The sequence below is a fragment of the Vandammella animalimorsus genome (assembly GCF_002285285.1).
Taxonomy (GTDB): Bacteria; Pseudomonadota; Gammaproteobacteria; order Burkholderiales; family Burkholderiaceae_C; genus Lampropedia; species Lampropedia animalimorsus.
Genome location: NZ_NSJF01000003.1, coordinates 153,752 through 178,380, shown reverse-complemented (window position 1 = coordinate 178,380; position 24,629 = coordinate 153,752). Strand labels below are relative to the sequence as shown.

Annotated in this window: 25 protein-coding genes; 10 read left to right on the top strand and 15 right to left on the bottom strand. The window is 68.6% G+C overall.

Features of this window, described 5'->3' with window-relative positions; translation table 11 throughout:
• Nucleotides 1-4: 4 nt before the first annotated feature.
• Nucleotides 5-463: an rRNA maturation RNase YbeY gene (ybeY, locus tag CK620_RS07325; protein WP_095541460.1), complete on the top strand. Its 459-nt coding sequence runs from the start codon at nucleotides 5-7 to the stop codon at nucleotides 461-463.
• Entirely contained in the window at nucleotides 441-1,409 is a 969-nt protein-coding gene (locus tag CK620_RS07320; RefSeq protein ID WP_095549748.1) for a PHP domain-containing protein, read from the top strand. Before ybeY ends, CK620_RS07320 begins: the two co-directional genes overlap by 23 nt.
• A gap of 96 nt (nucleotides 1,410-1,505) precedes the next feature.
• Here the strand turns inward: CK620_RS07320 and CK620_RS07315 are convergent, their stop codons facing one another.
• The 15 genes from CK620_RS07315 to CK620_RS07245 all read right to left on the bottom strand — a co-directional run bounded on the left by CK620_RS07315 (nucleotide 1,506) and on the right by CK620_RS07245 (nucleotide 15,085).
• A complete protein-coding gene (locus tag CK620_RS07315; RefSeq protein WP_095549747.1) occupies nucleotides 1,506-1,961 on the bottom strand; it encodes a hypothetical protein in 456 nt (151 codons plus the stop codon).
• A 7-nt stretch (nucleotides 1,962-1,968) separates the two neighbouring features.
• Complete coding sequence (pyk, locus tag CK620_RS07310; RefSeq protein ID WP_095549746.1) at nucleotides 1,969-3,465, bottom strand: pyruvate kinase; 1,497 nt, start codon at nucleotides 3,463-3,465, stop codon at nucleotides 1,969-1,971.
• Nucleotides 3,462-4,778 (bottom strand): glycerate kinase type-2 family protein, encoded by a 1,317-nt coding sequence (locus tag CK620_RS07305; protein ID WP_095549914.1) that lies wholly within the window; start codon nucleotides 4,776-4,778, stop codon nucleotides 3,462-3,464. The genes pyk and CK620_RS07305 overlap by 4 nt, the downstream gene beginning before the upstream one ends.
• A 219-nt stretch (nucleotides 4,779-4,997) precedes the next feature.
• On the bottom strand, nucleotides 4,998-5,291 hold the full coding sequence (locus tag CK620_RS07300; RefSeq protein WP_095539518.1) for a septum formation initiator family protein: 294 nt from the start codon (nucleotides 5,289-5,291) through the stop codon (nucleotides 4,998-5,000).
• 47 nt (nucleotides 5,292-5,338) lie between these two features.
• Nucleotides 5,339-6,625, bottom strand: coding sequence for a phosphopyruvate hydratase (gene eno / locus CK620_RS07295; RefSeq protein WP_095549745.1), 1,287 nt, complete (start codon nucleotides 6,623-6,625; stop codon nucleotides 5,339-5,341).
• 78 nt (nucleotides 6,626-6,703) lie between these two features.
• Nucleotides 6,704-6,991, bottom strand: coding sequence for a DUF1330 domain-containing protein (locus tag CK620_RS07290; RefSeq protein ID WP_095541454.1), 288 nt, complete (start codon nucleotides 6,989-6,991; stop codon nucleotides 6,704-6,706).
• A 48-nt stretch (nucleotides 6,992-7,039) separates the two neighbouring features.
• Entirely contained in the window at nucleotides 7,040-7,486 is a 447-nt protein-coding gene (gene hepT / locus CK620_RS07285) for a type VII toxin-antitoxin system HepT family RNase toxin (protein ID WP_095549744.1), read from the bottom strand.
• Complete coding sequence (gene mntA, locus CK620_RS07280; protein WP_095549743.1) at nucleotides 7,483-7,905, bottom strand: type VII toxin-antitoxin system MntA family adenylyltransferase antitoxin; 423 nt, start codon at nucleotides 7,903-7,905, stop codon at nucleotides 7,483-7,485. Before mntA ends, hepT begins: the two co-directional genes overlap by 4 nt.
• Nucleotides 7,902-8,759, bottom strand: a complete 858-nt coding sequence (gene kdsA / locus CK620_RS07275) for a 3-deoxy-8-phosphooctulonate synthase (RefSeq protein ID WP_095549742.1) — start codon at nucleotides 8,757-8,759, stop codon at nucleotides 7,902-7,904. The genes mntA and kdsA overlap by 4 nt, the downstream gene beginning before the upstream one ends.
• Nucleotides 8,756-9,202 carry a TA system VapC family ribonuclease toxin gene (locus tag CK620_RS07270; RefSeq protein WP_095549741.1) on the bottom strand — a complete coding sequence of 149 codons (447 nt, stop codon included), beginning with the start codon at nucleotides 9,200-9,202 and terminating at the stop codon, nucleotides 8,756-8,758. Before CK620_RS07270 ends, kdsA begins: the two co-directional genes overlap by 4 nt.
• Entirely contained in the window at nucleotides 9,202-9,447 is a 246-nt protein-coding gene (locus CK620_RS07265; protein WP_095549740.1) for a hypothetical protein, read from the bottom strand. Before CK620_RS07265 ends, CK620_RS07270 begins: the two co-directional genes overlap by 1 nt.
• Before the next feature lie 83 nt (nucleotides 9,448-9,530).
• Nucleotides 9,531-11,228: a CTP synthase gene (locus tag CK620_RS07260; protein WP_095549739.1), complete on the bottom strand. Its 1,698-nt coding sequence runs from the start codon at nucleotides 11,226-11,228 to the stop codon at nucleotides 9,531-9,533.
• Between the two features lie 101 nt (nucleotides 11,229-11,329).
• Nucleotides 11,330-12,517, bottom strand: coding sequence for a pyridoxal phosphate-dependent aminotransferase (locus tag CK620_RS07255; RefSeq protein ID WP_095549738.1), 1,188 nt, complete (start codon nucleotides 12,515-12,517; stop codon nucleotides 11,330-11,332).
• Between the two features lie 223 nt (nucleotides 12,518-12,740).
• Nucleotides 12,741-13,934 (bottom strand): ABC transporter substrate-binding protein, encoded by a 1,194-nt coding sequence (locus tag CK620_RS07250; RefSeq protein ID WP_238946070.1) that lies wholly within the window; start codon nucleotides 13,932-13,934, stop codon nucleotides 12,741-12,743.
• Between the two features lie 260 nt (nucleotides 13,935-14,194).
• On the bottom strand, nucleotides 14,195-15,085 hold the full coding sequence (locus tag CK620_RS07245) for an SMP-30/gluconolactonase/LRE family protein (RefSeq protein ID WP_095549736.1): 891 nt from the start codon (nucleotides 15,083-15,085) through the stop codon (nucleotides 14,195-14,197).
• A gap of 171 nt (nucleotides 15,086-15,256) precedes the next feature.
• On the opposite strand from CK620_RS07245, the gene CK620_RS07240 reads away from it, so the two are divergent.
• From CK620_RS07240 to rplN, 8 genes are all read left to right on the top strand, one after another.
• Nucleotides 15,257-16,933, top strand: coding sequence for a nucleotide-binding protein (locus CK620_RS07240; RefSeq protein WP_238946057.1), 1,677 nt, complete (start codon nucleotides 15,257-15,259; stop codon nucleotides 16,931-16,933).
• A complete protein-coding gene (gene cobU / locus CK620_RS07235; RefSeq protein ID WP_095549912.1) occupies nucleotides 16,923-17,609 on the top strand; it encodes a bifunctional adenosylcobinamide kinase/adenosylcobinamide-phosphate guanylyltransferase in 687 nt (228 codons plus the stop codon). The genes CK620_RS07240 and cobU overlap by 11 nt, the downstream gene beginning before the upstream one ends.
• A gap of 30 nt (nucleotides 17,610-17,639) precedes the next feature.
• Nucleotides 17,640-18,209: a cob(I)yrinic acid a,c-diamide adenosyltransferase gene (gene cobO, locus CK620_RS07230; protein WP_420894215.1), complete on the top strand. Its 570-nt coding sequence runs from the start codon at nucleotides 17,640-17,642 to the stop codon at nucleotides 18,207-18,209.
• A 78-nt stretch (nucleotides 18,210-18,287) separates the two neighbouring features.
• Nucleotides 18,288-19,355, top strand: coding sequence for an adenosylcobinamide-phosphate synthase CbiB (gene cbiB, locus CK620_RS07225; protein WP_095549734.1), 1,068 nt, complete (start codon nucleotides 18,288-18,290; stop codon nucleotides 19,353-19,355).
• The gene (locus tag CK620_RS07220) at nucleotides 19,355-20,515 is read left to right on the top strand and encodes an aminotransferase class I/II-fold pyridoxal phosphate-dependent enzyme (RefSeq protein ID WP_095549733.1); all 1,161 of its coding nucleotides are present in this window, start codon (nucleotides 19,355-19,357) and stop codon (nucleotides 20,513-20,515) included. The genes cbiB and CK620_RS07220 overlap by 1 nt, the downstream gene beginning before the upstream one ends.
• 88 nt (nucleotides 20,516-20,603) lie before the next feature.
• The gene (locus CK620_RS07215; protein WP_095549732.1) at nucleotides 20,604-22,166 is read left to right on the top strand and encodes a cobyric acid synthase; all 1,563 of its coding nucleotides are present in this window, start codon (nucleotides 20,604-20,606) and stop codon (nucleotides 22,164-22,166) included.
• A 51-nt stretch (nucleotides 22,167-22,217) separates the two neighbouring features.
• Nucleotides 22,218-23,858: a glycerol-3-phosphate dehydrogenase/oxidase gene (locus CK620_RS07210; RefSeq protein WP_095549731.1), complete on the top strand. Its 1,641-nt coding sequence runs from the start codon at nucleotides 22,218-22,220 to the stop codon at nucleotides 23,856-23,858.
• A gap of 399 nt (nucleotides 23,859-24,257) precedes the next feature.
• Nucleotides 24,258-24,626 carry a 50S ribosomal protein L14 gene (rplN, locus tag CK620_RS07205; protein ID WP_095539506.1) on the top strand — a complete coding sequence of 123 codons (369 nt, stop codon included), beginning with the start codon at nucleotides 24,258-24,260 and terminating at the stop codon, nucleotides 24,624-24,626.
• Nucleotides 24,627-24,629 lie beyond the last annotated feature (3 nt).

Below are 24,629 nucleotides of genomic sequence, written 5' to 3'. Positions count from 1 at the left end.
CGCCATGGCCTTGCCGCAACTGTCGCTGTCATTGCAATTCGCATCCACCGAGCAGGTGCGCCAGCACCGCCAGGCCCTGCCGCGCCACCGCGTGGCACGCTGGATACGCCACGCGCTGGACTGCGATGCCGAAATCACCGTGCGCATCGTCGATGCCGAGGAAGGGCGCGCGCTCAACCACAGCTACCGTCACAAGGACTACGCCACCAACGTGCTGACCTTTGACTACGCGCAGCAGCCGCTGGTCATGGCCGATCTGGTGCTGTGCGCCCCTGTCATCGCTCAAGAGGCGCTCCAGCAAGGCAAGACGCTGGAGGCGCACTACGCGCACATGGTGGTGCATGGTGTGCTGCACGCCCAGGGCTGGGACCACGAAACCAGCGAGGCCGACGCACAAGCCATGGAGGCGCAGGAAGTGCGCATCCTCGAGCGGCTGGGCTATGCCAACCCCTACGCAGACTGATAGGCAGACCGATCGGCCGGCTGATGGGCCAGCACATTGGCCGGATCCTCGGCCCGGCGCGCCGGCGCAGGGCGATGCTGCCGCGCTGGCGGCCGATCTGCACTGCCACTCCACCGCATCGGACGGCACGCTGGCTCCGGCCGAGCTGGCCGCGCGCGCGCAACGCCAGGGCGTGGCGCTGTGGGCGCTGACCGACCACGACACCTTGGCCGGCCAACGGCAGGCTGCACAGGCCGCACGTGCGCTGGGGCTGGCCTGGGTCAGCGGGGTGGAAATCTCGGCGCTGTATCAAGGCCGCACCCTGCACATCGTCGGCCTGGGCATGGACATTGACCACGCCGCGCTGCAGCAGGCGCTGGCGGCCAACCAGCAACTGCGCGTGCAGCGCGCCTGGCGCATGGCGCAGTGCCTGGAGCAGGCCGGCTTTCGCGGCGTCTGGCAAGGCGCGCTGGCGCAGGCCGGCGGCCAGCCCAGCCAGCTGGCGCGGCCGCACCTGGCGCGCTACCTGGTACACAGCGGCCAGGCCGGCAGCGAGCAGCAGGTCTTCCAGCGCTATCTGGGCGAGCAGGGCCGCTGCTTCGTGCCCACGCAATGGCTGCCGCTGGAGCAGGCCATCGCCGCCATCCGCGCCGCCGGCGGCCTGGCCGTGCTGGCGCATCCGCTGGCCTACGACTTGCCGCCGCCAGCTCTGCAAACCCTGCTGCAGCACTTCAAGGCCAGCGGCGGCCAGGGCATTGAAGTCATCTCCGGCCCACAGCCGGCCGAGCACATCGCCGAGCTGGCCGCCATGGCCCGCAGCCACGGCCTGCTGGCCTCGCGCGGCAGCGACTTCCACCGCCCGCCTGCCACCGACTGCGGCGTGGAGCTGGGCCGCCTGCCGCCGCTGCCGCCCGATCTGCAACCGGTGTGGACGCAGCCGCCACTGGCCCAGGCTCTCGGGGCGTGAACGGTGAACGCGTGGGGGCGCGTCGCTCAACATCTGTGAGCTTGCCGCTCGCCTCATTTCTGGTCGCGGCGCGGTGGAGTGCTTTTGAGCAGATTCTTAAATCCCCTTGAAATCCCGCGCTGCCAATTGCCGCCAGCGCCGCTGGCGGTGGCGGTAGAACAGCTGGGCAAACAGCCATACCGGCCCAGTCAGCCAGCCAGCTTCGATGGCGACCTGATCGCGGTAGCAGGTGCCGGCATCGTTGGGGGTGAGGGTGATGAGGTGATCCCAGCGGCGCACCAGGCTTCCATGGCCGTTGTCGCGCAGCGCAAAGCCGCCGCCGTGGTCCGGAAATGTAATCACGATGGTCTGCCGCCCCAGCGGAATCAGTCTGAATAAATACATGCGCATCTCATAGCAACCTTCCTGCCAGGTGTCCGGCAGTTGCGGCGGTTGTTGGGCGCGAAACTGCACCAGCGGGTGGGCCACGTGGTGCAGCAGCCCGGGGCGCCGGGCCTGGGCGGCGGCTTGGGCCAGACTGCAGGGCAGTTGGCAAGTCAGGTCGATCTTCATGGCACTTTCATGGCGCTGCTGCGCTGCCGGCGGCGGGCGCGGCGATGCGGATGATTTTCAGCAGGTTGGTGGTGCCGGGCGTGGCAAAGGGCAGGCCGGCGGAGATCACCAAATAGTCGCCCGGGCCGGCAAAGCCGGCGTCGCAGGCGCTGCGCTCGGCCACCTCGGCCATGTGTTCGACGCTGGTGCCCACGGCCAGCTCTGGGGTGACGATGGGGTGTACGCCCCAGACCAGCGTCAGCCGCCGTGCGGTGGTCAGGTGTGGGGTCAGGCCGATGATGGGCGCGGCTGGGCGCTCGCGTGCGGTGCGCAGCGCGGCGTAGCCGGAGCTGGTGTAGGCCACGGTGGCCGAGGCTTGCAGCAGCGCGATGGCGTGGCGCATGGCCAGGCCGATGGCGTCGGCAACGGTGGCTTCGGGGGGCGATTGGCTGGCCTGCAGGCCTTCGCGCCAGGTGGGGTCGGCTTCGCTGTGCTCGATGATGCGTTGCATCATCTGCACGGCCTGCAGCGGGTAGTGGCCCGAGGCCGATTCGGCCGAGAGCATGACGGCATCGGCGCCTTCGTAGATGGCGGTGGCCACGTCCGAGGCTTCGGCGCGCGTGGGCACGGGCGAGCCGACCATGGATTCGAGCATTTGCGTGGCGACGATGACCGGGCGGCCCTGGCGGCGGCAGGCGCGGATGATTCGGCGTTGGATGGCGGGCACTTGCTCGGCGGGCATTTCCACGCCCAGGTCGCCGCGCGCGACCATCACGGCATCGGTTTCGGCGACGATGCTCTCCAGCGCGTCGATGGCGGCAGGCTTTTCCAGCTTGGCGACGATGGCCGCGCGCCCGGCGATGCGCTGGCGCAGCTGGGCGATGTCGCTGGCGCGCTGCACGAAGGACAGGGCTATCCAGTCCACGCCCAGCGAGAGGCCGAATTCCAGGTCGGCGCAGTCCTTGTCGGTCAGCGCAGAGATGGGCAGCAGCACGCCCGGGACGTTCACGCCCTTGCGGTTGCTGAGCACGCCGCCCACGGTCACCACGGTGTGCGCATAGTCCGCGCCGCAGTGCGCCACGCGCAGGCGCAGCCGGCCGTCGTCGAGCAGCAGCTCCGTGCCCGGGCGCAGCGCGGCGAAGATTTCCGGGTGCGGCATGGCCACGCGCTGCTCGCTGCCGGGGGTGGCCGTGTCCATATCGAGCCGGAAGGGCTGGCCTGGCTCCAGCAGCGCCGAGCCTTGCGCGAAGCTGCCAATGCGCAGCTTGGGGCCTTGCAGGTCCATCAGGATGGCGATGGGGCGGCCGCTCTCGGCCTCAATCTCGCGGATCCAGGCGTGGCGGCGCTGGTGGTCGGCATGGCTGCCGTGGCTGAAGTTCAGGCGGAATACGTTGGCGCCGGCCTCGTGCAGCGCACGGATGCGCTCCTTGTCGTCGGTGGTCGGGCCGATGGTGGCCACGATCTTGGCCTGGGTGTGGAGGGCGCTGGGGGGCGCGTTCGGGCGGCGGCGTGCGGCGTGCGTCATAGGATCAGGATGGCGCGAAAGTCGTTGACGTTGGTGCGCGTAGGGCCGGTGACGATGGCATCGCCCAGGGCTTCGAAGAAGCTGTGCGCGTCGTGCCCGTCCAGCGCCTGCTGGGCGCCCAGCCCCTGCTGGCGCGCGCGTGCCAGTGTATCCGGGCCGATGCAGGCGCCGGCGATGGCTTCGCTGCCGTCCACGCCGTCGGTGTCGGCCGCCAGCGCGTGGATGCCTGGCGCGCCGCGCAGCGCCAAAGCCAGCGCCAGCAGGAAGTGCGCATTGCGCCCGCCCCGAGCCGTGGGGCTGTTGCTGGCCGCCAGCGTGACGGTGGTTTCACCGCCCGAGAGCAGCACGCAGGGCCGCTGCCAGGGCAGGGTGGGCTGCGGCGCATGGCGCTGGGCGTAGCAGGCCATGCCGGCCAGGGCGCGGGCCAGCTCGGCGGCCTGGCCCTCCAGCGCGTCGCCCAGGATGTAGGCGTGCAGCCCAGCCTGGCGCGCAGCGGCGGCGGCGGCCTGCAAGGCTTGCTGCGGGGTGGCGAGCAGTCGCGTGGTGATGGCCGGCAGGCGGGCGTCGCCCGGGGCGATGCTTTCGCCCGCGCCCGATTGCAGCAGCTGCCGCGCCGCCTCGGGCACGGCGATGTGGTAGCGCTGCAGGATCTCCAGCGCCTGGGCGCAGCTGCTGGCATCGGGCACGCTGGGGCCGGAGGCGATGTCGGCCGGCTCGTCGCCGGGCACGTCGGAGATCAGCAGGTTGAGCACTGGCGCGGGCGAGCAAGCCAGCGCCAGCCGCCCGCCCTTGATGGCCGAGAGGTGGCGGCGCACGCAGTTCATTTCCTGGATGCTGGCGCCGCTGCGCAGCAGGGCTTGGTTGAGGGCCTGCTTGTCGGCCAGCGTCAGCCCCGGCAGGGCCAGCGGCAGCAGCGCCGATCCGCCGCCGGAGAACAGGCACACGACCAGATCCTGCGCGCCGGCGCTGTGCGCCAGCGCCAGCATGCGCTGCGCGGCAGCCTGGCCGGCGGCATCGGGCACGGGGTGTGCGGCCTGCACGATCTCAATGCGTTGGCAGGGCACGGCATGGCCATAGCGCGTGACCACCAGTCCGCCCAGTGGCGCCTGGGGCCAGGCCTGCTCCAGCGCCGCAGCCATGGCGGCCGAGGCCTTGCCAGCGCCCAAGACCAGCACCCGGCCCTTGCCGGCGGCAACGGTTGGCGGCAGCGGTGGCAGGTGCCGCGCCAGCTGCTGCGCCGGTTGCGCGGCGGCGATGGCCGCATCCAGCAGGCGGCGCAGCAGTGCGGGGGAATTGGCGATGCTGGGTGTCATGGCAGCGGGTTTGGCCTGCCCAATCCGAACTCGCACCGAGATGTTGAACAGACTCACAGAGCCTGTTCAAAATCTTTGCACGGCGGTCAAGAGAGCGGATTTGGGCGCTCTGCTTCGTTGCAAAGCCTCGCCATAGCCCCAGCTATGGCTGCGTTTTGCGCCTTGCAGCCCACCCCAAACCGCTTCTTGCCCACTCGCACCGAGATGTTGAACAGACTCTCAGGGCTTGGTGTATTGCACGAAGACTTCGTTGGGGCGGATCATGCCCAGCTCCTGGCGGGCGATTTCCTCCATCATCTCGCGGCCTTCGCGCAGGTCGGCGATGTCGTTGAGCAGGCGCTCGTTGTCCTGCCGCATCAGCGCGTTGGAGTGGCGCTGCACGGCAATTTCCTCGCGCATCAGCTCGACGTTGGGGTAACTGCCGCGCCCAGTCCAGAGTTGCCACTGCAGCCAAGCCAGCAGCAGCAGCAGCGCGACGGTGGTGAGATGGCGCAGGCGCAGGGGCAGTCGCATGGCAGGGGCCGTCTTGCAGTGGGTTCAGACTGGGGGCGCGCCAGCGCTCAGCGCAGGTTGTAGAAGGCCGAGGCGCCGGGGTAGACGGCCACGTCGCCCAAGTCTTCCTCGATGCGCAGCAGTTGGTTGTATTTGGCCATGCGGTCGCTGCGGCTCAAGGAGCCGGTCTTGATCTGGCCGGCGTTGGTGCCCACGGCGATGTCGGCAATGGTGGCGTCTTCGGTCTCGCCCGAGCGGTGGCTGATGACGGCGGTGTAGCGCGCGCGCTTGGCCATCTCGATGGCCTCGAAAGTCTCGGTCAGCGTGCCGATCTGGTTGATCTTGATGAGGATGGAGTTCGCAATGCCCTTGTCGATGCCTTCCTTGAGGATCTTGGTGTTGGTGACGAACAGGTCATCGCCCACCAGCTGGACTTTCTTGCCCAGGCGCGCGGTCAGCAGCTTCCAGCCGTCCCAGTCGCCTTCGGCCATGCCGTCCTCGATGCTGACGATGGGGTATTTCTCGCACCAGGTGCAGAGTTTTTCCGTCCACTCGGCCGCCGAGAGTTTGAGGCCGCCTTCGCCTTCGAGGGTGTAGATGCCGTCCTTGAAGAACTCGCTGGAAGCGCAGTCCAGGCCCAGGGCGATTTGCTCGCCGGGGCGGTAGCCGGCCGCCTCGATGGATTGCAGGATCAGGCCGATGGCCGCCTCGTGGTTTTCCACGTTGGGGGCAAAGCCGCCTTCGTCGCCCACGGCGGTGCTCATGCCTTTGTCGTGGATGATTTTCTTCAGCGCATGGAACACCTCGGCGCCCCAGCGCAGCGCCTCGCGAAAGCTCTGCGCGCCGCTGGGGATGATCATGAACTCCTGCAGATCCAGGCTGTTGTTGGCGTGCGCGCCGCCGTTGATGACGTTCATCATCGGCACGGGCAGGGTCACGCCGCCCATGCCGCCGAAGTAGCGGTACAGCGGCAGGCCGGTTTCCTCGGCGGCGGCGCGGGCCACGGCCATGGACACGGCCAGCAGCGCATTGGCGCCCAGGCGCGATTTGTTGTCGGTGCCGTCCAGGTCGATCAGCGTGCGATCGAGGAAGGCCTGCTCGGCCGCATCCAGGCCCAGCACGGCCTCGGAGATTTCGGTGTTGATGTGCTGCACGGCCTTGAGCACGCCCTTGCCCAGGTAGCGGCTCTTGTCGCCGTCGCGCAGCTCGATGGCTTCGCGCGCGCCGGTGGATGCGCCCGAGGGCACGGCGGCGCGGCCCATCACGCCCGACTCCAGCAGCACGTCGCACTCGACGGTGGGGTTGCCGCGGCTGTCGAGGATTTCGCGGCCGACGATGTCAACAATGGCACTCATGATGGTTTCCTTTGCGGGTTTCAGGTCAAGTGAATTGGGAAATGAAAAGCGGGCGCGCCTGGGTTCAGAAAGAAGCGCTCACAGCCCTTCGACGCACAGCATATTGAACACGCCCGCGCCTTCGCGTACCTGGCGCGCCTTGCGGTATTCGGGCGAATCATAGAACGCCTGCGCCGCTGCGTAGCTGGGAAAGCGCAGCACCACGGTGCGTGCGTGGGCCTGGCCTTCGAGCACCTGCTGCTGGCCGCCGCGCACGATGAACTCGCCACCGTGGGCTTGGGCGGCCTGGGTGCTCCATTCGCGGTACTCGGCCATTTGCTCGGGGTTGGTGACGTGGACGTTGGCGATGACGTAGCCGTAGGGCATGGGTTTGTTCCTCTTTTTTGGGGCGGTGGCCGCCGTTGGCGGCATGGATCAGGGGCTTTCAGGGGCGCTGCTATCGAGGCTGCGCTGCAGCAGCACGGCGGCCAACTGGGTCAGGGCATCGAGCCGATGGGCGATGACGGCGGCGGCGATGTCCATGTCCAGCGCATCGTACTGGTGCACGGCAATGTTGCGAAAGCCGACCATGTGCTGCAGCGCCTGCACCTGCTCGCCTTGCAGCAACTGGTGCTCGCCCAGCAGCGCAAAGGCCTCGCGCGCGCTGCGCGGCAGACCCCATTGATGGTGGGCGATGAACATATTGGCCATGTCGATGGCCAGCTCGCAGGCGCGTTGCACGTTCAGGATAGCGGCATCCTGCCGGGTGAAATCGCTGGCAAAATGCGCCCCGGCCAGGCGCAGCTCCTCACGGGCGCGCGCGATGCAGCGCTGCATGCGGTCGGCTTTTTGGGCCAGGGCGTCTTGCAAGGCGGCGTTCATGGCTGGGCCTGCTGCAGTTGCGCCAGCAGCTGCTGCACCATGGGCTGGCGCCAGCGCTGGATGTGCTGGTATTCGGTCAGGATGCGGCTGCAGTGGTCCAGGTGCTCTGCGCCGCTGTCGTTGAACAGCAGCTCGCCCGTGTACATGATTTGCACCTGCATCACGGTGGGCAGGCGGTCGAAGTCGAGCAAGTCCACCTCATGCCCCAGGCGCTGCGCCAGCTGTTCTGCGGCGTGCAGCTGCGCTGGCCCGCCCAGGGGGTGTGGCAGGCGCACGGCAATGTCAATGTCGCTGCCCGCGCCAAAGCGCGCGCCGCCATGCGCGGCGCTGCCAAACAGCCAGGCCGCACGCGCCTGCGGTAGGCATTGGCGGATGGCCTGGCGGGCTTGCTGTGGGCTGGGCGGGGCGTGCTCGCTCATGCGCTGAAGTCGTTTTCCAGAAAACCGTTTCGCTTGGTCACCGCATCCAGCGCCAGCAGGGTTTGCAGCAGCGCCTTCATGTGTTTGAGGGGCACGGCGTTGGGCCCGTCGGAGAGGGCCTTGTTCGGGTCGGGGTGGGTTTCCATGAACAGGCCAGCCACGCCCACGGCCACGGCCGCGCGCGCGAGCACGGGCACCATTTCGCGCTGGCCGCCGCTTGAGGTGCCTTGGCCGCCGGGCAGTTGCACGCTGTGGGTGGCGTCGAACACCACGGGCGCGCCGGTCTCGCGCATGATGGCAAGTGAGCGCATGTCGGACACCAGGTTGTTGTAGCCAAAGCTGGCGCCGCGCTCGCAGGCCATGAAGTTGTCTTCGGGCAGGCCCGCTTCGCGCGCGGCGGCGCGGGCCTTGTCGATGACGTTTTTCATGTCGTGGGGCGCGAGGAACTGGCCTTTCTTGATGTTCACCGGCTTGCCCGACTGCGCCACGGCGCGGATGAAATCGGTCTGGCGGCACAGGAAGGCGGGGGTTTGCAGCACGTCCACCACGGTGGCAACTTGAGGGATTTCGGCCTCGGTGTGCACGTCGGTGAGCACGGGCACGGCCAGTTCTTTCTTCACCTTGGCGAGGATTTCCAGCCCCTTTTCCATGCCGGGGCCGCGAAAGCTCGCGCCGCTGGAACGGTTGGCCTTGTCGTAGCTGCTTTTGAAGATGAAGGGGATGCCCAGCTGCGCGGTGATCTCCTTGAGCTGCCCGGCCACGTCCATTTGCAGCTGTTCGGATTCGACCACGCAGGGGCCGGCGATGAGGAAGAAGGGCCGATCCAGGCCGATGGGAAAGCCGCAGAGGTTCATAGCAGGAGCAAGTGGTCAGAGGTGGCGCCGCGCACGGCCGAGAGGGCGATGCGCTGGTCGAAGCTGGCCAGGGTGCCGCCGTGGTGGACGGCCAGGGCCAGCAGGTAGGCGTCGGTGATTTGGTTGTGGCCGCTGATGCGGTTGAAGTCCAGCGCGTCGCCGCCGATGAGTGACAGGGCATCGGGCCAGAATTGGTGGTCCACGTCGCCGCAGGCGCGCTGCATGGCCGCGCGGATGGTGGCCAGGCTGGCGGGCCGCCCCCGGCCCAGGCCGGGCATGGCGCAGATGCGCAGCGCGCCGTTTTCGGTCAGCGGGCAGGTGGCGATGCGCAGGCCGGGGCGCTGCCACAGGGCGATGGCGGTCTGGTTGTGCACGTGCTGCTCGTCGAGCAGCGCGACCCAGACGTTCACGTCCAGCAGCAGGCGGCGGGAAGTGGCTGGCATCACACGCCGTCCTCGTCCATCAGGCGATAGACATCTTGCGAGGTGATGGGCGGGCCGCTACGCGCTGGGTACACGCTGTAAGGGCTGCGCGGCTGGCTGGCCAGGGGCGCAGGGGCGTCGGCCATGTGCTGCGCGCCGCGCCGCATCCATTGCGAGACGGCCTGGCCCAGCGTGATGCGCTCGCGCTGGGCGGTTTGCTGCGCGAGGATGAGCATGTCGTCGTCCAGGTTGAAGGTGCTGCGCATGGGGTGTTCTCCTTTGCATCAAAGCATCATGCTGACGCAACGATGCTAGATGCCGGGCGCGGGCTTGGCAAGCCGCCCTTGGTTCAGGCCTTGCGAGCAGGGGATGTGCCGGGCGCAGCGGCAGCAGCGGCCTTTTTCTGCCGCGCCAGCGCCGCCTTGATGAAGGCGTTGAACAGCGGGTGACCGTTCCAGGGCGTGCTCTTGAACTCGGGGTGGAATTGCACGCCGATGTACCAGGGGTGCACGCTTTGCGGCAGCTCGACGATTTCGGTCAAGTGCTCGCGCTGGGTCAGCGCCGAGATCACCAGGCCGGCTTTGCGCAATTGGTCGAGGTATTTGGTGTTGGCCTCGTAGCGGTGGCGGTGGCGCTCGGTCACCACGTCGCCGTAGATCTGGTGCGCCAGCGTGCCGGGTTGCACGTCGGAGCTTTGCGCGCCCAGGCGCATGGTGCCGCCCAGGTCGCTGCTGGCGTCGCGCTTTTGGATGCTGCCGTCCTGGTCTTCCCACTCGTCGATGAGGGCGATCACCGGCTCGGGCGTGTGCGGGTCGAACTCGGTGCTGTTGGCCTTGCCCAAGCCGGCCACGTGGCGCGCGTATTCGATGGTGGCCACCTGCATGCCTAAGCAAATGCCCAGGTAGGGCACCTGGTGCTCGCGCGCGTAGCGGGCGGTGGCGATCTTGCCTTCCACCCCGCGCGCGCCAAAGCCGCCGGGCACCAGGATGGCGTCGTAGGCGGCCAGCTTCTGCGCGGCGGCGCCTGCCGGGCCTTCCAGCGTTTCGGAGTCGATGTGGTCGATGCGCACGCGCACGTGGTTTTTCATGCCGGCGTGGCGCAGCGCCTCGTTGACGGACTTGTAGCTGTCGCTCAGCTCCACGTACTTGCCCACCATGGCCACGCGCACCTCGCCTTGCGGGTGCTCGGTTTCATGCACCAGGTCGTCCCAACGCTTGAGGCTGGCCGGCGGCGTGTTCAGGCGCAGCTTGTCGCAGATCAGGCCGTCCAGGCCCTGCTCGTGCAGCAGGCGCGGCACCTTGTAGATGGTGTCCACATCGGGCATGGAGATCACGCCCCAGGCCGGCACGTTGGTGAACAGGCTGATCTTGTCGCGCTCGTCCTGCGGAATGGCGCGGTCGGCGCGGCACAGCAGCACATCGGGCTGGATGCCGATCTCGCGCAGCTTTTGCACCGTGTGCTGCGTGGGCTTGGTTTTCAGCTCGCCCGCGGCGGCAATCCAGGGCAGATAGGTCAGGTGCACGAAGGCGCTGTTGTTGGGCCCGAGCTTCAGCGCCAGCTGGCGCACGGCCTCCAGGAAAGGCAGCGATTCGATGTCGCCCACCGTGCCGCCGACCTCGGCAATGGCCACGTCCACCGCGTCGGGCGTGCCAATGCCTGCGCCGCGCTTGATGAATTCCTGAATCTCGCCCGTGATGTGCGGAATCACCTGCACCGTCTTGCCCAGGTAGTCGCCGCGGCGCTCTTTCTCCAGCACGCTCTGGTAGATGCGGCCGGTGGTGAAGTTGTTGGCCTGCTTCATGCGCGTTTCGATGAAACGCTCGTAATGGCCCAGGTCCAGATCGGTCTCGGCGCCGTCGTCGGTGACGAACACCTCGCCGTGCTGGAAGGGGCTCATGGTGCCCGGATCGACGTTGATGTACGGATCGAGCTTGATGAGGGTGACTTTGAGGCCGCGCGATTCCAGGATGGCAGCCAGCGAGGCGGCAGCGACGCCCTTGCCCAGGGACGACACCACACCGCCGGTGACGAAGACGAATTTGGTCATGTCTCGGGGGATGGGGGAAATGGCGATTATAGAACCGATGCCCCGCCGCCCTGGGGCGGCACCGGCGGCACCGGCGGCAGCGCCCAACGGCCTGGGCAGAGTCAACGCTCGAGCAATTGCTGCATGCGCGCCATGGCTTCGCGCAGGTTGTCGTTGGAGGTGGCGATGGAAAAGCGCACGAAATGCTCCATGCCGTTCTGGCCGAAGTCCTTGCCGGGGGCTACGGCAATGCGCGCTTGCTCCAGCAGCGCAAAGGCAAAGTCCCAGCTGCCTTGCACGCCCAGGCGCTGGGCCGCCTCGCGGCAGTCGGCCCAGACGTAGAACGCGCCGTCGGGCTGCACGGGCACCTGCAAGCCCAGGCCGGGCAGCGGAGCGATGAAGCTTTGCAGCCGCTCGCGGAAGATGGCGCGGCGGCGCTCGTACTCGGCGATGCTGTCGGGGTGAAAGCAGGCCAGCGCCGCATGTTGGGCAATGGTGCTGGGGCAGATGAACAGGTTTTGCGCCAGCCGCTCGATGGGCGCTACCAGCGCTGGCGGCACCACCAGCCAGCCCAGGCGCCAGCCGGTCATGTTGAAGTACTTGCTGAAGCTGTTGACGCTGATGATGTCCTCGCCCAGGGCCAGGGCCGTCTGGCCGTACTCGCTGTCGTAGGACAGGCCCAGGTAAATCTCATCGACCAGGGTCACGCCGCCGCGGGCGCGCACAAAATCGTGGATGGCGCGCAGCTGCGTAAACGGCATCGAGGTGCCGGTGGGGTTGGAGGGCGAGGCCAGCAGCACGCCGCGGGTTTGCGGCCCCCAGTGCGCCGCGACCTGCTCGGCCGTGAGCTGAAAGCGGCTGGCCGCATCGACGGGGATGCACACCGGCTGCGCGCCGGCAACCTGCACGAACTGCTGGTTGCAGGGGTAGCAGGGGTCGGGCAGCAGCACCTGGTCGCCCTCTTGCAGCAGCGCCAGGCAGGCCAGGTGCAGCGCGGCCGAGGCACCAGCGGTGATGACGATGCGCTCGGGCGCCACCTGCACGCCAAAGCGCGTGGCATACCAGCCGCTGATGGCCTGGCGCAGCGCATCCAGCCCCAGCGCGGCGGTGTATTGGCTGTGACCGGCCTCGATGGCCGCGATGGCGGCCTGCTGCACGCGCGGCGGAGCGGTGAAATCGGGCTCGCCAATGTTCAGATAGCGCATCGGCGGCGTGTTGCCGCGCTCGGCGATGAGGCGTTGCGCGGCCTTGGCCACCTCCATGACGTAAAACGGGCGAGTCTGGGTGGCGCGGAGGGAGAGGGTGCTCATGTGTGTTCGGCAGGCGCTGAGAGCCTGCTCAAAATCTGGGGCGAGTGGGCAAGCAGCGGCTTGGGATGGGCTGCAAGGCGCAAAGCCACGATTCTATGAAGGCACACGCCCCCGCCGGGCCTGTTGGGCAAGCCGGTGGGGGCGTGTGTGCAAGAGAAGATCTGCAACTGGCCTGCGCGTGCAGCGCAGGCCAGCTGCAGGCTACTTGCGGGCGAGCTGGCGCTTACTTCTTCACCAGCGGGCAGCTGGATGTGGCCAGCGGCTGGAAGGCCTTGTCGGCCGGGATGGTGCTGACCAGCTTGTAGTAATCCCAGGCGCCCTTGGATTCCTCGGGCGTCTTGACCTGGAACACATACATGTCGTGGATCACGCGGCCATCGTCGCGGATCGAGGCATTGCGCATCACCGCGTCCTCGATGGGCAGCTCGCGCATTTTCTCGGCCACGACCTTCCAGTCGTCGGTGCCGGCGGCGGCCACCGATTTCAGATAGTGCAGCGTGCTCGAATACACGCCGGCGTGCACCATGGTTGGCTTGTTGCCGCGGTGCTGCTGCTCGAAGCGGCTGGAGAACTCGCGCGTCTTGTCGTCCAGATCCCAGTAAAAGCCTTCAGAGAACTTCAGGCCCTTGGCCGTCTCCAGCCCCATGGCGTGCACGTCCGAGAGGAACACCAGCAGCGCCGTGACCTGTTGCTTGCCGCTCGAAAGGCCGAACTCATGCACGCCCTTCATGGCGTTGACCGTGTCCTGCGAGCCATTGGCCAGCGCGATGGCATCGGCGCCCGAGGCCTGGGCCTGCAGCAAGAAGGAGGAGAAGTCGCTGGCATTGAGCGGGTGGCGCACCGAGCCGGCCACCTCGCCGCCGTTGGCCTTGAGCACTTCGGTGGCGTCCTTTTCGAGCGAGTGGCCGAAAGCGTAATCCACCGTTACGAAAAACCACTTCTTCGCGCCGGCTTGAGTCATGGCCGCCACGGGCGCGGCCGAGAGCGAATAGGTGTCGAACATCCAGTGAAAGCCATTGCGCGCGCAGTCGGCATTGGTCAGGCGCGTGGTGGCTGGGCCGGAGTACATGGCGATGCCGCCGCGCTCCTTGATGATCTGCTGCACGGCCAGGGCGCCAGCGGAATTGGTCAAATCCACCAGCGCATCGACCTGCTGCACATCCAGCCACTCACGCGCGCGCGAGGCGGCGATGTCGGCCTTGTTTTGGTTGTCGGCGCTGACCACCTCGATCTTCATGCCCTTGCACTCGGCCTTGAGGCAGTCCTCCACGGCCATGCGCGCGGCCACCACCGAGCCTGGCCCGCCCATGCTGGAGTAAGGGCCGGCCATGTCGGTCAGCACGCCGATCTTGACCAGGCCATCGGTCAGCTTGGGCTCGGCGGCCTGGGCCCCGCCGCCAGCGGCCAGGGCCAGCATGCTGGCGCAGGCAATGCCGCGCAGGGCCAGGCCACGGCTGGGGCGGGAAGAGTTCTGTGTCATGGAAAAAGTCTCCTTTCGGTTGCAATGGGATGAGGGTCGCGCCACGAAGCCCGACCGGGTTCGATTCATCAAGGCGCGCGCAGGCAGCGCCAACGCTGCGGGCCGCGCAGCATAGCGGCGAGCATGCCCGAATGCAATGCGGGAAAGCGCTTGCCGCGACAGCGGTGCAGGCGTGTGCCGCTGGCATGCAGGGGGTTTCAGCCTGACAGTCCTGGCACATCGACCTGCAGCGTCCAGACCTGGGCCTCGCGCGCGGCCCGGCGTTGGTGCTCCAGGAAGTCGGGCGCCACGCACAGAAACAGTGTGCGCCCGTCTGGGCCGCCCAGCGCGCAGGCAAAGCAGCCCATGGCGCCGGTGGAGACCTCCTGCAGGATGCGCCCGCCCTGGGCGACGCGCAGCACGCGTTGCCCGATGGCGTCGGCCACCCAGACGGCGCCTTCGGCGTCCAGCGCTGCGCCGTCAGCCGCCACCTTGCCGCCGGCGATGAAATCGTCCAGCGCGGCGCTTTGCACCAGCGGGCCGAACACGGCCCAGTCGCGCCGCGGCCCCAGGCTGCCGTCGGCGGCGATGTCGAATACCGACAGGCGATTGCCCAGGGTCTCGTTGACGATCAGCGAGCGGCCATCGGGCGTGGGCAGGATGGCGTTGGGAAAGTACAGCCCGCTGGCAGCCTGATGCACCTGCCCGTCGGGATCGACGCGCGCCAGTGCGGCAGTGCGCACCGCCGCGCCGCCCATCAGGTCAAAACCGAAATTGCCCACCCAGGCGCGCCCCTGGGCATCCACGGCCATGTCGTTGCAATGGCCACTGGCAATGTGTGAAAGATCGGCGTGCAGCGCCAATTGGCCGTCCGGCTCGCGCCGCAGGATCTTGCGATCGCGCATGGAGACGATGAGCAGGCGGCCGCCGGGCAGCCAGCCCAGGCCGGAGGGCTGGCCCGGCACGTGGGCCATCTGCTCGACCTGACCCTGCATGTCACAGGCCAGCACTTGGTGGGTGTAGAAGTCCGACAGCCACAGGCGGCCCTCGCGCCAGCGCGGGCCCTCAAGAAAGCTGTAGCCAGACAGCAGCGTGCGAAATTCAGGCATCTTTCATCTCCTTTGGGCAGGTTGCCAGGCTTTGTGGTCATGCCACGCCGGGCTGGCGCGGTCCGGTCATTGCAGCGCAATCGGCCAACTCTGGCAAGCACCGGCAGCGCAGGGCGCGGCAGGCCGGCCTGTGCGCCCTACAATCGCCGCCGCACCAGCCCCCCACAGGAGATGACCAAGACCATGCCAGCGCAGCAGCAGCCCGCAGTGGGCGTTCAGGCCGCCGGGCCGCAGCAGGCCCAGTCCGCCGCCGTGGCCCATTGCCCGGCCTTGTTGGTGGCGGCTGCGGCCTCGGGCCAGGGCAAGACCCTGGTGACGGCGGCGCTGGCGCGCCTGCACAGCCGTCAGGGGCGTCGGGTGCGGGTGTTCAAGTGCGGGCCGGATTTTCTCGATCCGCACTGGCACGAGCTGGCCAGTGGCGCGCCGGTGCAGAACCTGGATTTGTGGATGACCGGTCCGCAGGACGTGGCTGCGCGTCTGCACGCGGCCGCCTGCCAGGCCGATCTGATCCTCATCGAAGGCGTGATGGGGTTGTTTGATGGCACGCCCAGCGCCGCCGATTTGGCGCAGCAATGGGGCATTGCCGTGATGCCGGTGCTGCAGGCCGGTGCCATGGCGCAGACCTGCGCGGCATTGGTGTATGGCCTCAAGCATTACCGCAGCGACCTGCGCTGGGCCGGCGTGCTGTGCAATGGCGTGGCCAGCGCCCACCATGCGCAATTGCTGCAGGCGGCGCTGGAGCCCAGCGGCGATTGGCTCGGGGCCTTGCCGCCCTTGCAGCTGCAGGATGTGCCGCAGCCGCCGCAGCCGCCGCAGGGCGCATCGGGCGCCAAGCCGCTGTCGCTGCTGCCCGAGCGCCACCTGGGCCTGGTGCCCAGCGGTGAGCTGCGTGATGCGCTGGCGCGTCTGGATCTGGCCGCCGATGCGTTGGCCCAGACGCCGCTGGGCCAGATGGATGGCGCCGCCCTGCAGCGTTGGCAGACAGCCTTTGCGCTTGCTGAGCCTGCGCCAGCGCAAGAGCCGCGCGCAGCCGCGCCCGCGTCAGACGCTGGCGCTGCGGGCGTGAGCAGCGGCCCGCAGCGCCATGTCCAGCCGCCCGAACACGCCCTGGCGCTGGCCGCCGCCCCGGCGCTGCTGCAGCGCCAGCCGCTGCGCGGGCAGACCGTGGCCATTGCCCGCGATGCGGCCTTCGCATTCATCTACGCGGCCAATCTGGAGCTGTTGCAGGCGCTGGGCGCACGGTTGGCGTGGTTCTCGCCGTTGGCCGGCGATGGCTTGCCGGCCTGCGATGCGCTGTGGCTGCCTGGCGGTTACCCCGAGCTGCATGCCGCGCGCCTGCACGCCAATGCCGGGCTGCGCCAGGCCCTGCACGATCACTGGGCGCAGGGCAAGCCCATCTGGGCCGAATGCGGCGGCATGGTGGCGCTGTGTACCGAGCTGCAGCAGGTCGATGGGGCTTTACAACCGCTGTGGGGCCTGCTGCCGGCCCAGGCCGTGATGCAGCCGCGCCTGGCCGGCCTGGGGCCGCAGCAGTGGCTGCCGCCCGATGCCGCTGCGGGAGAGCCTGCGCTGCGCGGCCACACCTTCCACTACAGCCGCCTGCAGACCGAGCTACCGGCCTGGGGCCGCACGCAGCGCCCGGCGCACCGCCGCGCCACGGCCGCAGCGCGCGCCGATGCGGGCGAGGCCGTCTATCGCCTGGGCAGCCTCACGGCCAGCTACTTTCATGCCTGGTTTCCCTCCAGCCCGCAGGCCGTGTTGCGCCTGCTTGGGCCAGGGGCCGCAGATGATGCGGCAGGCGCGGCGCAAGCGGCGGCAGCGCATGCAGGAGCCGGCCATGTCGCATGAGCCCGTGCCGCAGCGGTCGCCTGGCCCGGCCCATGTGCTGCTGCTGGGCGGCCAGAAAAGCGGCAAGAGCGGCCATGCCGAGCAACTGGCCGCCGCCTGGCTGGCCGAGCAGCCCGGGCGCGAGGTGCTGGTGATCGCCACGGCCCAGGCGCTGGACGAGGAAATGCGCACACGCATCGCGCGCCACCGCCAGCAGCGCCTCCAGCGCCTGCCGGCGGCGCAGACGCTGGAAGAGCCGCTGCAGCTGGCCGCCAGCATTGCCGCGCACAGCGGGCCGCAGCGCCTGCTGCTGGTGGACTGCCTGACGCTGTGGTTGACCAACTGGCTGATGCCCGCCGAGCCCGCCGCGCCCGCCCCGGCGCAGGGTGCAACGCAGGGCGGATTGCTGGACGCACCGCCGGACGAGGCCGCGCTGCTGCGCCAGCGCCGCGCCGCATTGGCCACTGCCAAGGCCGCGCTGCTGCAGGCCCTGGCCCAGGCGCGCGGGCCGGTGGTGCTGGTGAGCAATGAAATGGGCTGGGGCGTGATGCCGCTGGGGCGGGCCGTGCGCGCCTATGCCGATGAGCTGGGCCTGCTCAATCAGGCCCTGGCGCAGCACTGCCGCCATGTGCTGCTGGTGGCAGCCGGCCAGGCCATCGACATCAAGGCCCTGGCCCAGCCCTTGCCGCGGCTTTGAACCCTCAAGACAAGGAGCAATGCAATGGACATCCAGATCGAGCAACCCCCGGTAGATCGGGTGCGGCAAAAGCCCCAGGGCGAGCGCCGAGGGCTGATCCTGATCAATACCGGCAACGGCAAGGGCAAGAGCACCGCGGCCTTCGGGCTGGCGCTGCGCGCGCATGGGCGCGGCAAGGCGGTGCAAATCTATCAGTTCGTCAAAGTGCCTTCGGCGCGCTTTGGCGAGCATCGCAGTTTCGAGCAGCTGGGCTTGCCCATCGAAGGGCTGGGCGATGGCTTTAGCTGGAAGAGCCGCGACCTGGAGCACTCGGCCGAGCTGGCGCGCGCGGGCTGGGCCAAGGCGCGCCAGGCCATTCTTGGCGGCGAATACTTCATGGTCGTGCTCGATGAAATCACCTACCCTCTGATCTACGGCTGGTTGCCGCTGGAGGAGGTGCTGCAAACCCTGCGCGAGCGCCCGCAGCAGGTGCACGTGGTGCTCACCGGCCGGCGCTGCCCGCAGGCCTTGATCGAGCTGGCCGACACCGTTACGGAAATGCAGCTGGTCAAGCACGCCTACCAGGCTGGCGTGCCCGCGCAGCGCGGTATTGAAGACTGAGCGCCTGCTCATGGTCTTTGCGCGATGAGCAAGAGCAGTGGTTGGGGCAAATAACGAATCCACCAACGGGCGGCATTGATGACGGACGCATGGCATTGGCCCCCAGGCGCCTGGCCGCTGATGCTGGCGCTGGGCATGAGCGTGGCGCTGCTCGTGGACCGCTGGCTGGGCGAGCCGCCCGTGCGCTGGCACCCAGTGGTCTGGATGGGGCGCAGCCTGCAGCGGCTGCAGCCCTGGCTGTTTGGCGGCCGGGCGCAGGGCGCGGCCCAGGAGCGTCAGCGGCTGCGGCGCGGTGCGCTGGCCTGGCTGGCGCTGGCGCTGCTGTGGACGGCGCTGGCCTGGGCGCTGCAAGCCGCCTTGCTGCAGGCAGCCTGGCAGGCCCAGGGCCGCGTGCCGCCGCTGCTGGTCGGCCTGGCTCTGGCGCTGCTGCTGGGCGCGCTGCTCAAGCCCTTGCTGGCCTGGCGCATGCTGCGCCAGGAGGTGCAGGCCGTGGAGCAGGCGCTGGGCCAATCGCTGCCCTCCGGGCGGGCGCAGCTGGCGCGGCTGGTCAGCCGCGAGACAGCCCGGCTCGACGCGGCCCAGGTGCGCGAGAGCGCCATCGAAACCCTGGCGGAAAACCTCAGCGATTCGGTGATTGCGCCGCTGTTCTGGTTCGCCCTGCTGGGCCTGCCCGGCGCGGCGCTGTACCGCTTTGCCAATACTGCCGATGCCATGTGGGGCTACCCAGGCCAGCGCGGCGGGCGCGACTGGCAATGGGCCGGCAAATGGGCTGCGCGCGCCGATGACGTGCTGTCCTGGCTGCCGGCGCGCCTGACGGCGCTGCTGCTGCTGCTGGCCAACCCGGCCCAGGGCGGCTGGCGCAGGCGCACCTGGCAGCAGCTGGGCGCGCAGGCGCGCAAGACCCCTTCGCCCAACGGCGGCTGGCCCATGGCCGCCACGGCCTTGCTGCTGGGCTGCCGGCTGGGCAAGCCCGGGGCCTATGTGCTGCACCCGCAAGCGCCCGCACCCCAGCCGGCGCAAACGGCGCAGGCCCTAGCCCTGGCTGGCCGCGCGCTGGCCCTGTGGCTGCTGGCTGCCTGGCTGTTGGCTGCGTTGTGTGGGCTGTGGGCGCTGGCGGCCAGCGCCAGCGTCAAAGGAGCGTTGTGATGCCGCTGACCGGAAAGAGCCTAGGGCTGGGCCGCCAGCATGGCGGGGCCGATGCGCAGGGCCTGGCGCCGCTGGACTTTTCCACCAACAGCAATGCCTGCGGCCCTTGCCCGCAGGCCTTGCAGGCAGTGCAGCAGGCCGATGCGCGCCACTACCCGGACCCGCACTACACCGAGCTGCGCGCCGCGCTGGCCGCCTGGCATGGCGTGCCGGTGCAGCGGCTGCTGCTGGGCGCCAGCGGCAGCGAGTTGATTCATCGCATCCACGTCTGGGCGCGGCTGCATGGCTTACACACGGTGGCAGTGCCCAGCCCAGCCTACGGCGACTACGCCCAGCAGGCCCAGGCCTTGGGGCTGAATGTGCGGCATGTGCCGCACCGGCCCGTGCAGGATGGCCCAGGGCAGCAAGCCAGCGTGGCCGACTTGGAATGGTTGTGCGTGCCCTCCAGCCCGCTGGGCGCAGCCGATGCGCGGATGACCCACTGGATGGCCCAGGCCGGCTCGCCGCAGGCGGGGCGGCGCTTTCTGGATGCGGCCTATGCCCCCTTGATGCTGCTACCCGATGAATGGTCCGATGACGAGCCTGAGGACGGCGCGCCCGACGCGCCTGGTTCCGATTGGCCCGATTGGTTGACCGGCGTGCAGCTGCGCCAGAAAGCCTGCTGGCAGCTGTTCTCGCCCAACAAAGCCCTGGGCCTGACGGGCGTGCGCGCGGCCTATGCGATTGCGCCGCAGCTGGCCAATGCGGCGGCGCGCCAGGAATTGCAGGCCACGCTGGCGCAGCTCGATGCGTTGGCGCCCTCCTGGCCGCTGGGCGCGCACGGCGTGGCCTTGCTGCAGGCCTGGATGCAGGCGCCAGTGCAGCAGTGGCTGGCTGGCAGCCGCGCGCAGCTGCGCGACTGGAAGCGCGCGCAGCTGGCGCTGTGCCGCTCCCTGGGGTGGCAGGTGCTGCCGGGCAGCCTGGCCAATTACTTCGTGGTGCGACCCGGCCCGCCGCAGGCGCTGGGTGCGTGGCAGCAGGCGCTGCGGGCGCAAGGCATCAAGGTGCGCGACACCAGCTCCATGGGGCTGCCTGGGCATTGGCGCCTGAGCGTGCAGCCGCCGGCCAGCCAGCGGGCCCTGGCGCGCGCCTGGCAGGCCTTGGGTGCGGGCGGGGGGTGATGCGCGGATGCGCTGGGCGCGGGCCGCAGCCTGCAACAATGCGCGCTGGCTGCGCCTCGGCTGCTTTCTTGCTTGTCCATTGAATTCCATGTCCGCTTCCGAACTTCCCAACCTGCCTGTGCCGCAACCGGGCCAGCGCAGCGCGCTGTGCGTGATGGTGCTGGGCACCAGCAGTGGCGCTGGCAAGAGCTGGCTGGCGACGGCGCTGTGCGCCTGGTACCGCCGCCAGGGCTTTCGCGTTGCGCCATTCAAGGCGCAGAACATGAGCAACAACGCCCGCGTGGTGGCCAGGCCTGACGGCGGCTACGGCGAGATCGGCAGCGCGCAGTATTTCCAGGCACTGGCCGCGGGCGTGGTGCCGCAGGTGGATATGAACCCGGTGCTGCTCAAGCCCGAGGCCGATACGCACAGCCAGTTGGTGCTGTTGGGGCAGGTCGAGCCCGAGCTGACGGCCTTGCCCTGGCGTGAGCGCGGCCCGCGCGTCTGGCCAGTGATCGCGCAGGCGCTGGATGGGCTGCGCGCCGCCTACGACGTCGTGGTGATCGAAGGCGCGGGCTCACCAGCGGAAATCAACCTGGCGCGCAGCGATGTGGTGAACATGCGCGTGGCGCGCCATTGCCAGGCGCATTGCCTGCTGGTGGCGGACATCGACCGAGGCGGCGCATTCGCGCACCTGTATGGCACCTGGGCCTTGCTCGATGATGCCGATCGGGCGCTGATCAAGGGCTTTGTGCTCAACAAGTTTCGCGGCGATGCCCGCCTGCTGGCGCCTGCGCCGCAGCAATTGCAGCAGCGCACCGGCGTGCCGGTGGTGGCCACCATCCCGATGTGGCCGCGCCACGGCCTGCCTGAGGAAGACGGGGTGTTCGACGCCAGCGCCAGCAGCACGCCAGGCGGCGTGGGCGAAACGTTGCGCACCGTGGCCATCGTGGCCTATCCGCGCAGCAGCAACCTCGATGAATTCCAGCCGCTCAAGCAGGCCCCTGGCGTGCGCCTGGTGTGGGCGCGCAGCGCGGCAGAGCTGGCCGGGGCGGATTGGATCGTGCTGCCGGGCTCCAAGGCCACGGTGGCCGATTTGCTCTGGCTGCGCCAGCACGGGGTGGATGCGGCCATCGCCCGCCACGCCCAGGCTGGAAAGCCGGTGCTGGGCATTTGCGGCGGCCTGCAGATGTTGGGCGAGAGCCTGATCGACCCGCAGCATACGCAGGGTAACCAGCCCGGCCTGGGCCTGCTGCCGCTGGTGACGCAGTTCGCGCCGCACAAGCAGGTGCGTCACGGGCGCTATCGCCTGGGCGCGCTGCAAGGCCATTGGCAGGCCCTGGCTGGGCTGGAGCTGACGGCCTATGAAATCCACCAGGGCCAGACCCAGCCATACGCGGCCATGCTGGCCAACGGTCACGGCCTGCAAACGCTGCTGCCTGGCTTGGCCTGGGCCAATGGCCCGGGCAACGTGCTGGGCTGCTATCTGCATGGCCTGTTCGAAAACCGCACAGCGCTGCAGGCCCTGCTGGGCGCCGATGCGCTGGATGTGCAAACCGTGTTCGCGCGCATGGCCGATGCCGTGCCCCAGTGGTTTGCCACGCCTGGGTCTGCTGTGCCTGTGGCAGAGGCTGCGGCAGGGCAGGGCGCGGCCCATCCCGGGGCACAATAAGCGGCTTTGCCATCGCTTCGTCCCGCCGCCTGGCGCGGGGCTGCTTGATCCATGAACGAGTCCGCTTCTTCCGCCGCTTCCGCCCCCCACAACCCCGCCGCCCCGGCCGTGACCGACCGAGCGCAAATCCTGCAATCTCTGGCCGCCGCCGGGCGCTTTGACGTGCTGGTCATCGGCGGCGGCGCCACCGGCCTGGGCGTGGCGCTGGATGCGGCCGCGCGCGGCCTTTCGGTGGCGCTGCTGGAGGCGCACGATTTCGCCAAGGGCACCTCTTCTCGCGCCACCAAGCTGGTACACGGCGGCGTGCGTTACCTGGCGCAGGGCAACATCGCGCTGGTGCGCGAGGCCTTGCAGGAGCGGGCCATCTTGTTGCGCAACGCGCCACATCTGGCGCGGCCGCTGCCCTTTGTCATGCCCTCATACCGCCTTTGGGAGACGCCGTTCTACGGCGCCGGCCTGCGCGTGTACGACATGTTGGCCGCTGGTCAAGGTCTGGGGGCAACGCAGTTCCTGTCGCGCGCGCAGGTGCAGGCGCTGCTGGGCAACGTCAACCCGCAGCAGCTGCGCGGCGGCGTGCAGTATTGGGATGGCCAGTTCGACGACGCACGCCTGGCGCTGGCGCTGGCGCGTACGGCTGCGCTGCATGGCGCACTGCTGCTCAATTACTGCCGCGTCACCGGCTTGCTCAAGGACGGTGCTGGGCGCGTGTGCGGCGCGCAGGCGCAGGATGAGGAAACGGGCGCGCAGTTGCGCCTCGAAGCAGGCTGTGTGATCAACGCCACGGGCGTTTGGGTCGATGTTGTGCGCAACCTCGATGAAGCCCAGAACGGACAGGCTGCCCAGCCCATGGTCAGCCCCAGCCAGGGCACGCACGTGGTGGTCGATCGCCGCTTCTGGCCCGGCGAGCACGCATTGCTGGTGCCCAAGACGCGCGATGGGCGCGTGCTGTTTGCCGTGCCCTGGCTGGGCAAGGTCATCCTGGGCACGACCGACTCGGCCCGGCCCGACACCCCGCTGGAGCCGCACCCCTTGCAGCAGGAGGTGGGCTTCATCCTGGACGAAGCGCGCCGCTACCTGGCCCAGGCCCCAGGCCCCAGTGACGTGTTGAGCATGTGGGCTGGGCTGCGGCCGCTGGTCAAGCCGCTGGGCGATGCGGGCGGCACCAAGAGCATCAGCCGTGAGCACACGGTGCACGTGGCCAGCAGCGGCCTGGTGACGGTCACGGGCGGCAAATGGACGACCTATCGCGCTATGGCTGAAGACGTGCTGCGCCATTGTCAATTGGCACAGCTGCTGCCGGCCAAGCTGCCGCCTTGCGCAACGCGCCAGCTGCCGTTGCTGGGCCACCGCAGCCAGACACAGGCCGCGACAGCCGCTGGGCTGGGCGACGTGCAAGGCCTGGCCACCTATGGCGATGAGGCCGCTTGGGTGCAGGCCCTGCCTGGCGCTGATGTCATGCTGGCGCCACAAAGCGGCCTGACCGAAGCCATGGTGCGCTTTGCCGCACGGCACGAATACGCCCGCACCGTGGAAGACGTGCTGGCGCGGCGTAGCCGCCTGCTGTTTCTGCACGCCAGCGCGGCGCATCAGGCCAGTGCGCGCGTAGCGCAAATCCTCAGCGAAGAGTTGGGCCAGCCAGTCTCGGCTGCCGAGTTCGAGCCGCTGTGCCAGCAATACCAGGGCCTGGCCTGATGCGTACTGCGCGTTGCTTAGAAGCAACGTTTGCGGTTTTGCTGGTGCTGCGCTGGGATATTTTGACGGGCAGACCATCGTGATAGGGGCGTATCTGGGCCCGATTGCACAAAAAGTCTTGACGTGTAAAAGGATTGCGCGCGATAATCGCCAGCTTCGCCTTTTGACTGCTTGGTATAGGGCGCTGTGGAAAGCATGGCGGCCTCTGTTGGTGGTTCTTAGGTGGGTATCTGCCCAAACGACGCGGGCGATGCTTTTATGGTGTGGGCTATGTGCTCCGCGCTGAGGGGCGTCGATTGCGGCGACGGGTCCAAGACTGACTGTGTGGCGCATGGCGCATGACGGCTTGCCGTATGCGGCTGCGTTCATGAGCGCAGGTTAAGTTGGGAATTAAATCAAATGATCCAGACAGAATCTCGTTTAGAGGTTGCCGACAACACGGGCGCCAAGTCCGTGCTGTGCATCAAGGTGTTGGGTGGTTCCAAGCGCCGCTATGCCAGCGTTGGCGACATTATCAAGGTGAGCGTCAAAGAGGCTGCGCCGCGCGGTCGCGTCAAGAAGGGCGAAATCTACAACGCCGTCGTGGTGCGCACTGCCAAGGGTATCCGCCGCCAGGATGGCTCGCTGATCAAGTTTGATGGCAATGCGGCTGTGCTGCTCAATGCCAAGCTTGAGCCCATTGGTACCCGTATTTTTGGCCCGGTCACGCGTGAGCTGCGCAGCGAGCGCTTCATGAAGATCGTGTCTCTGGCTCCCGAAGTGATTTGAGGT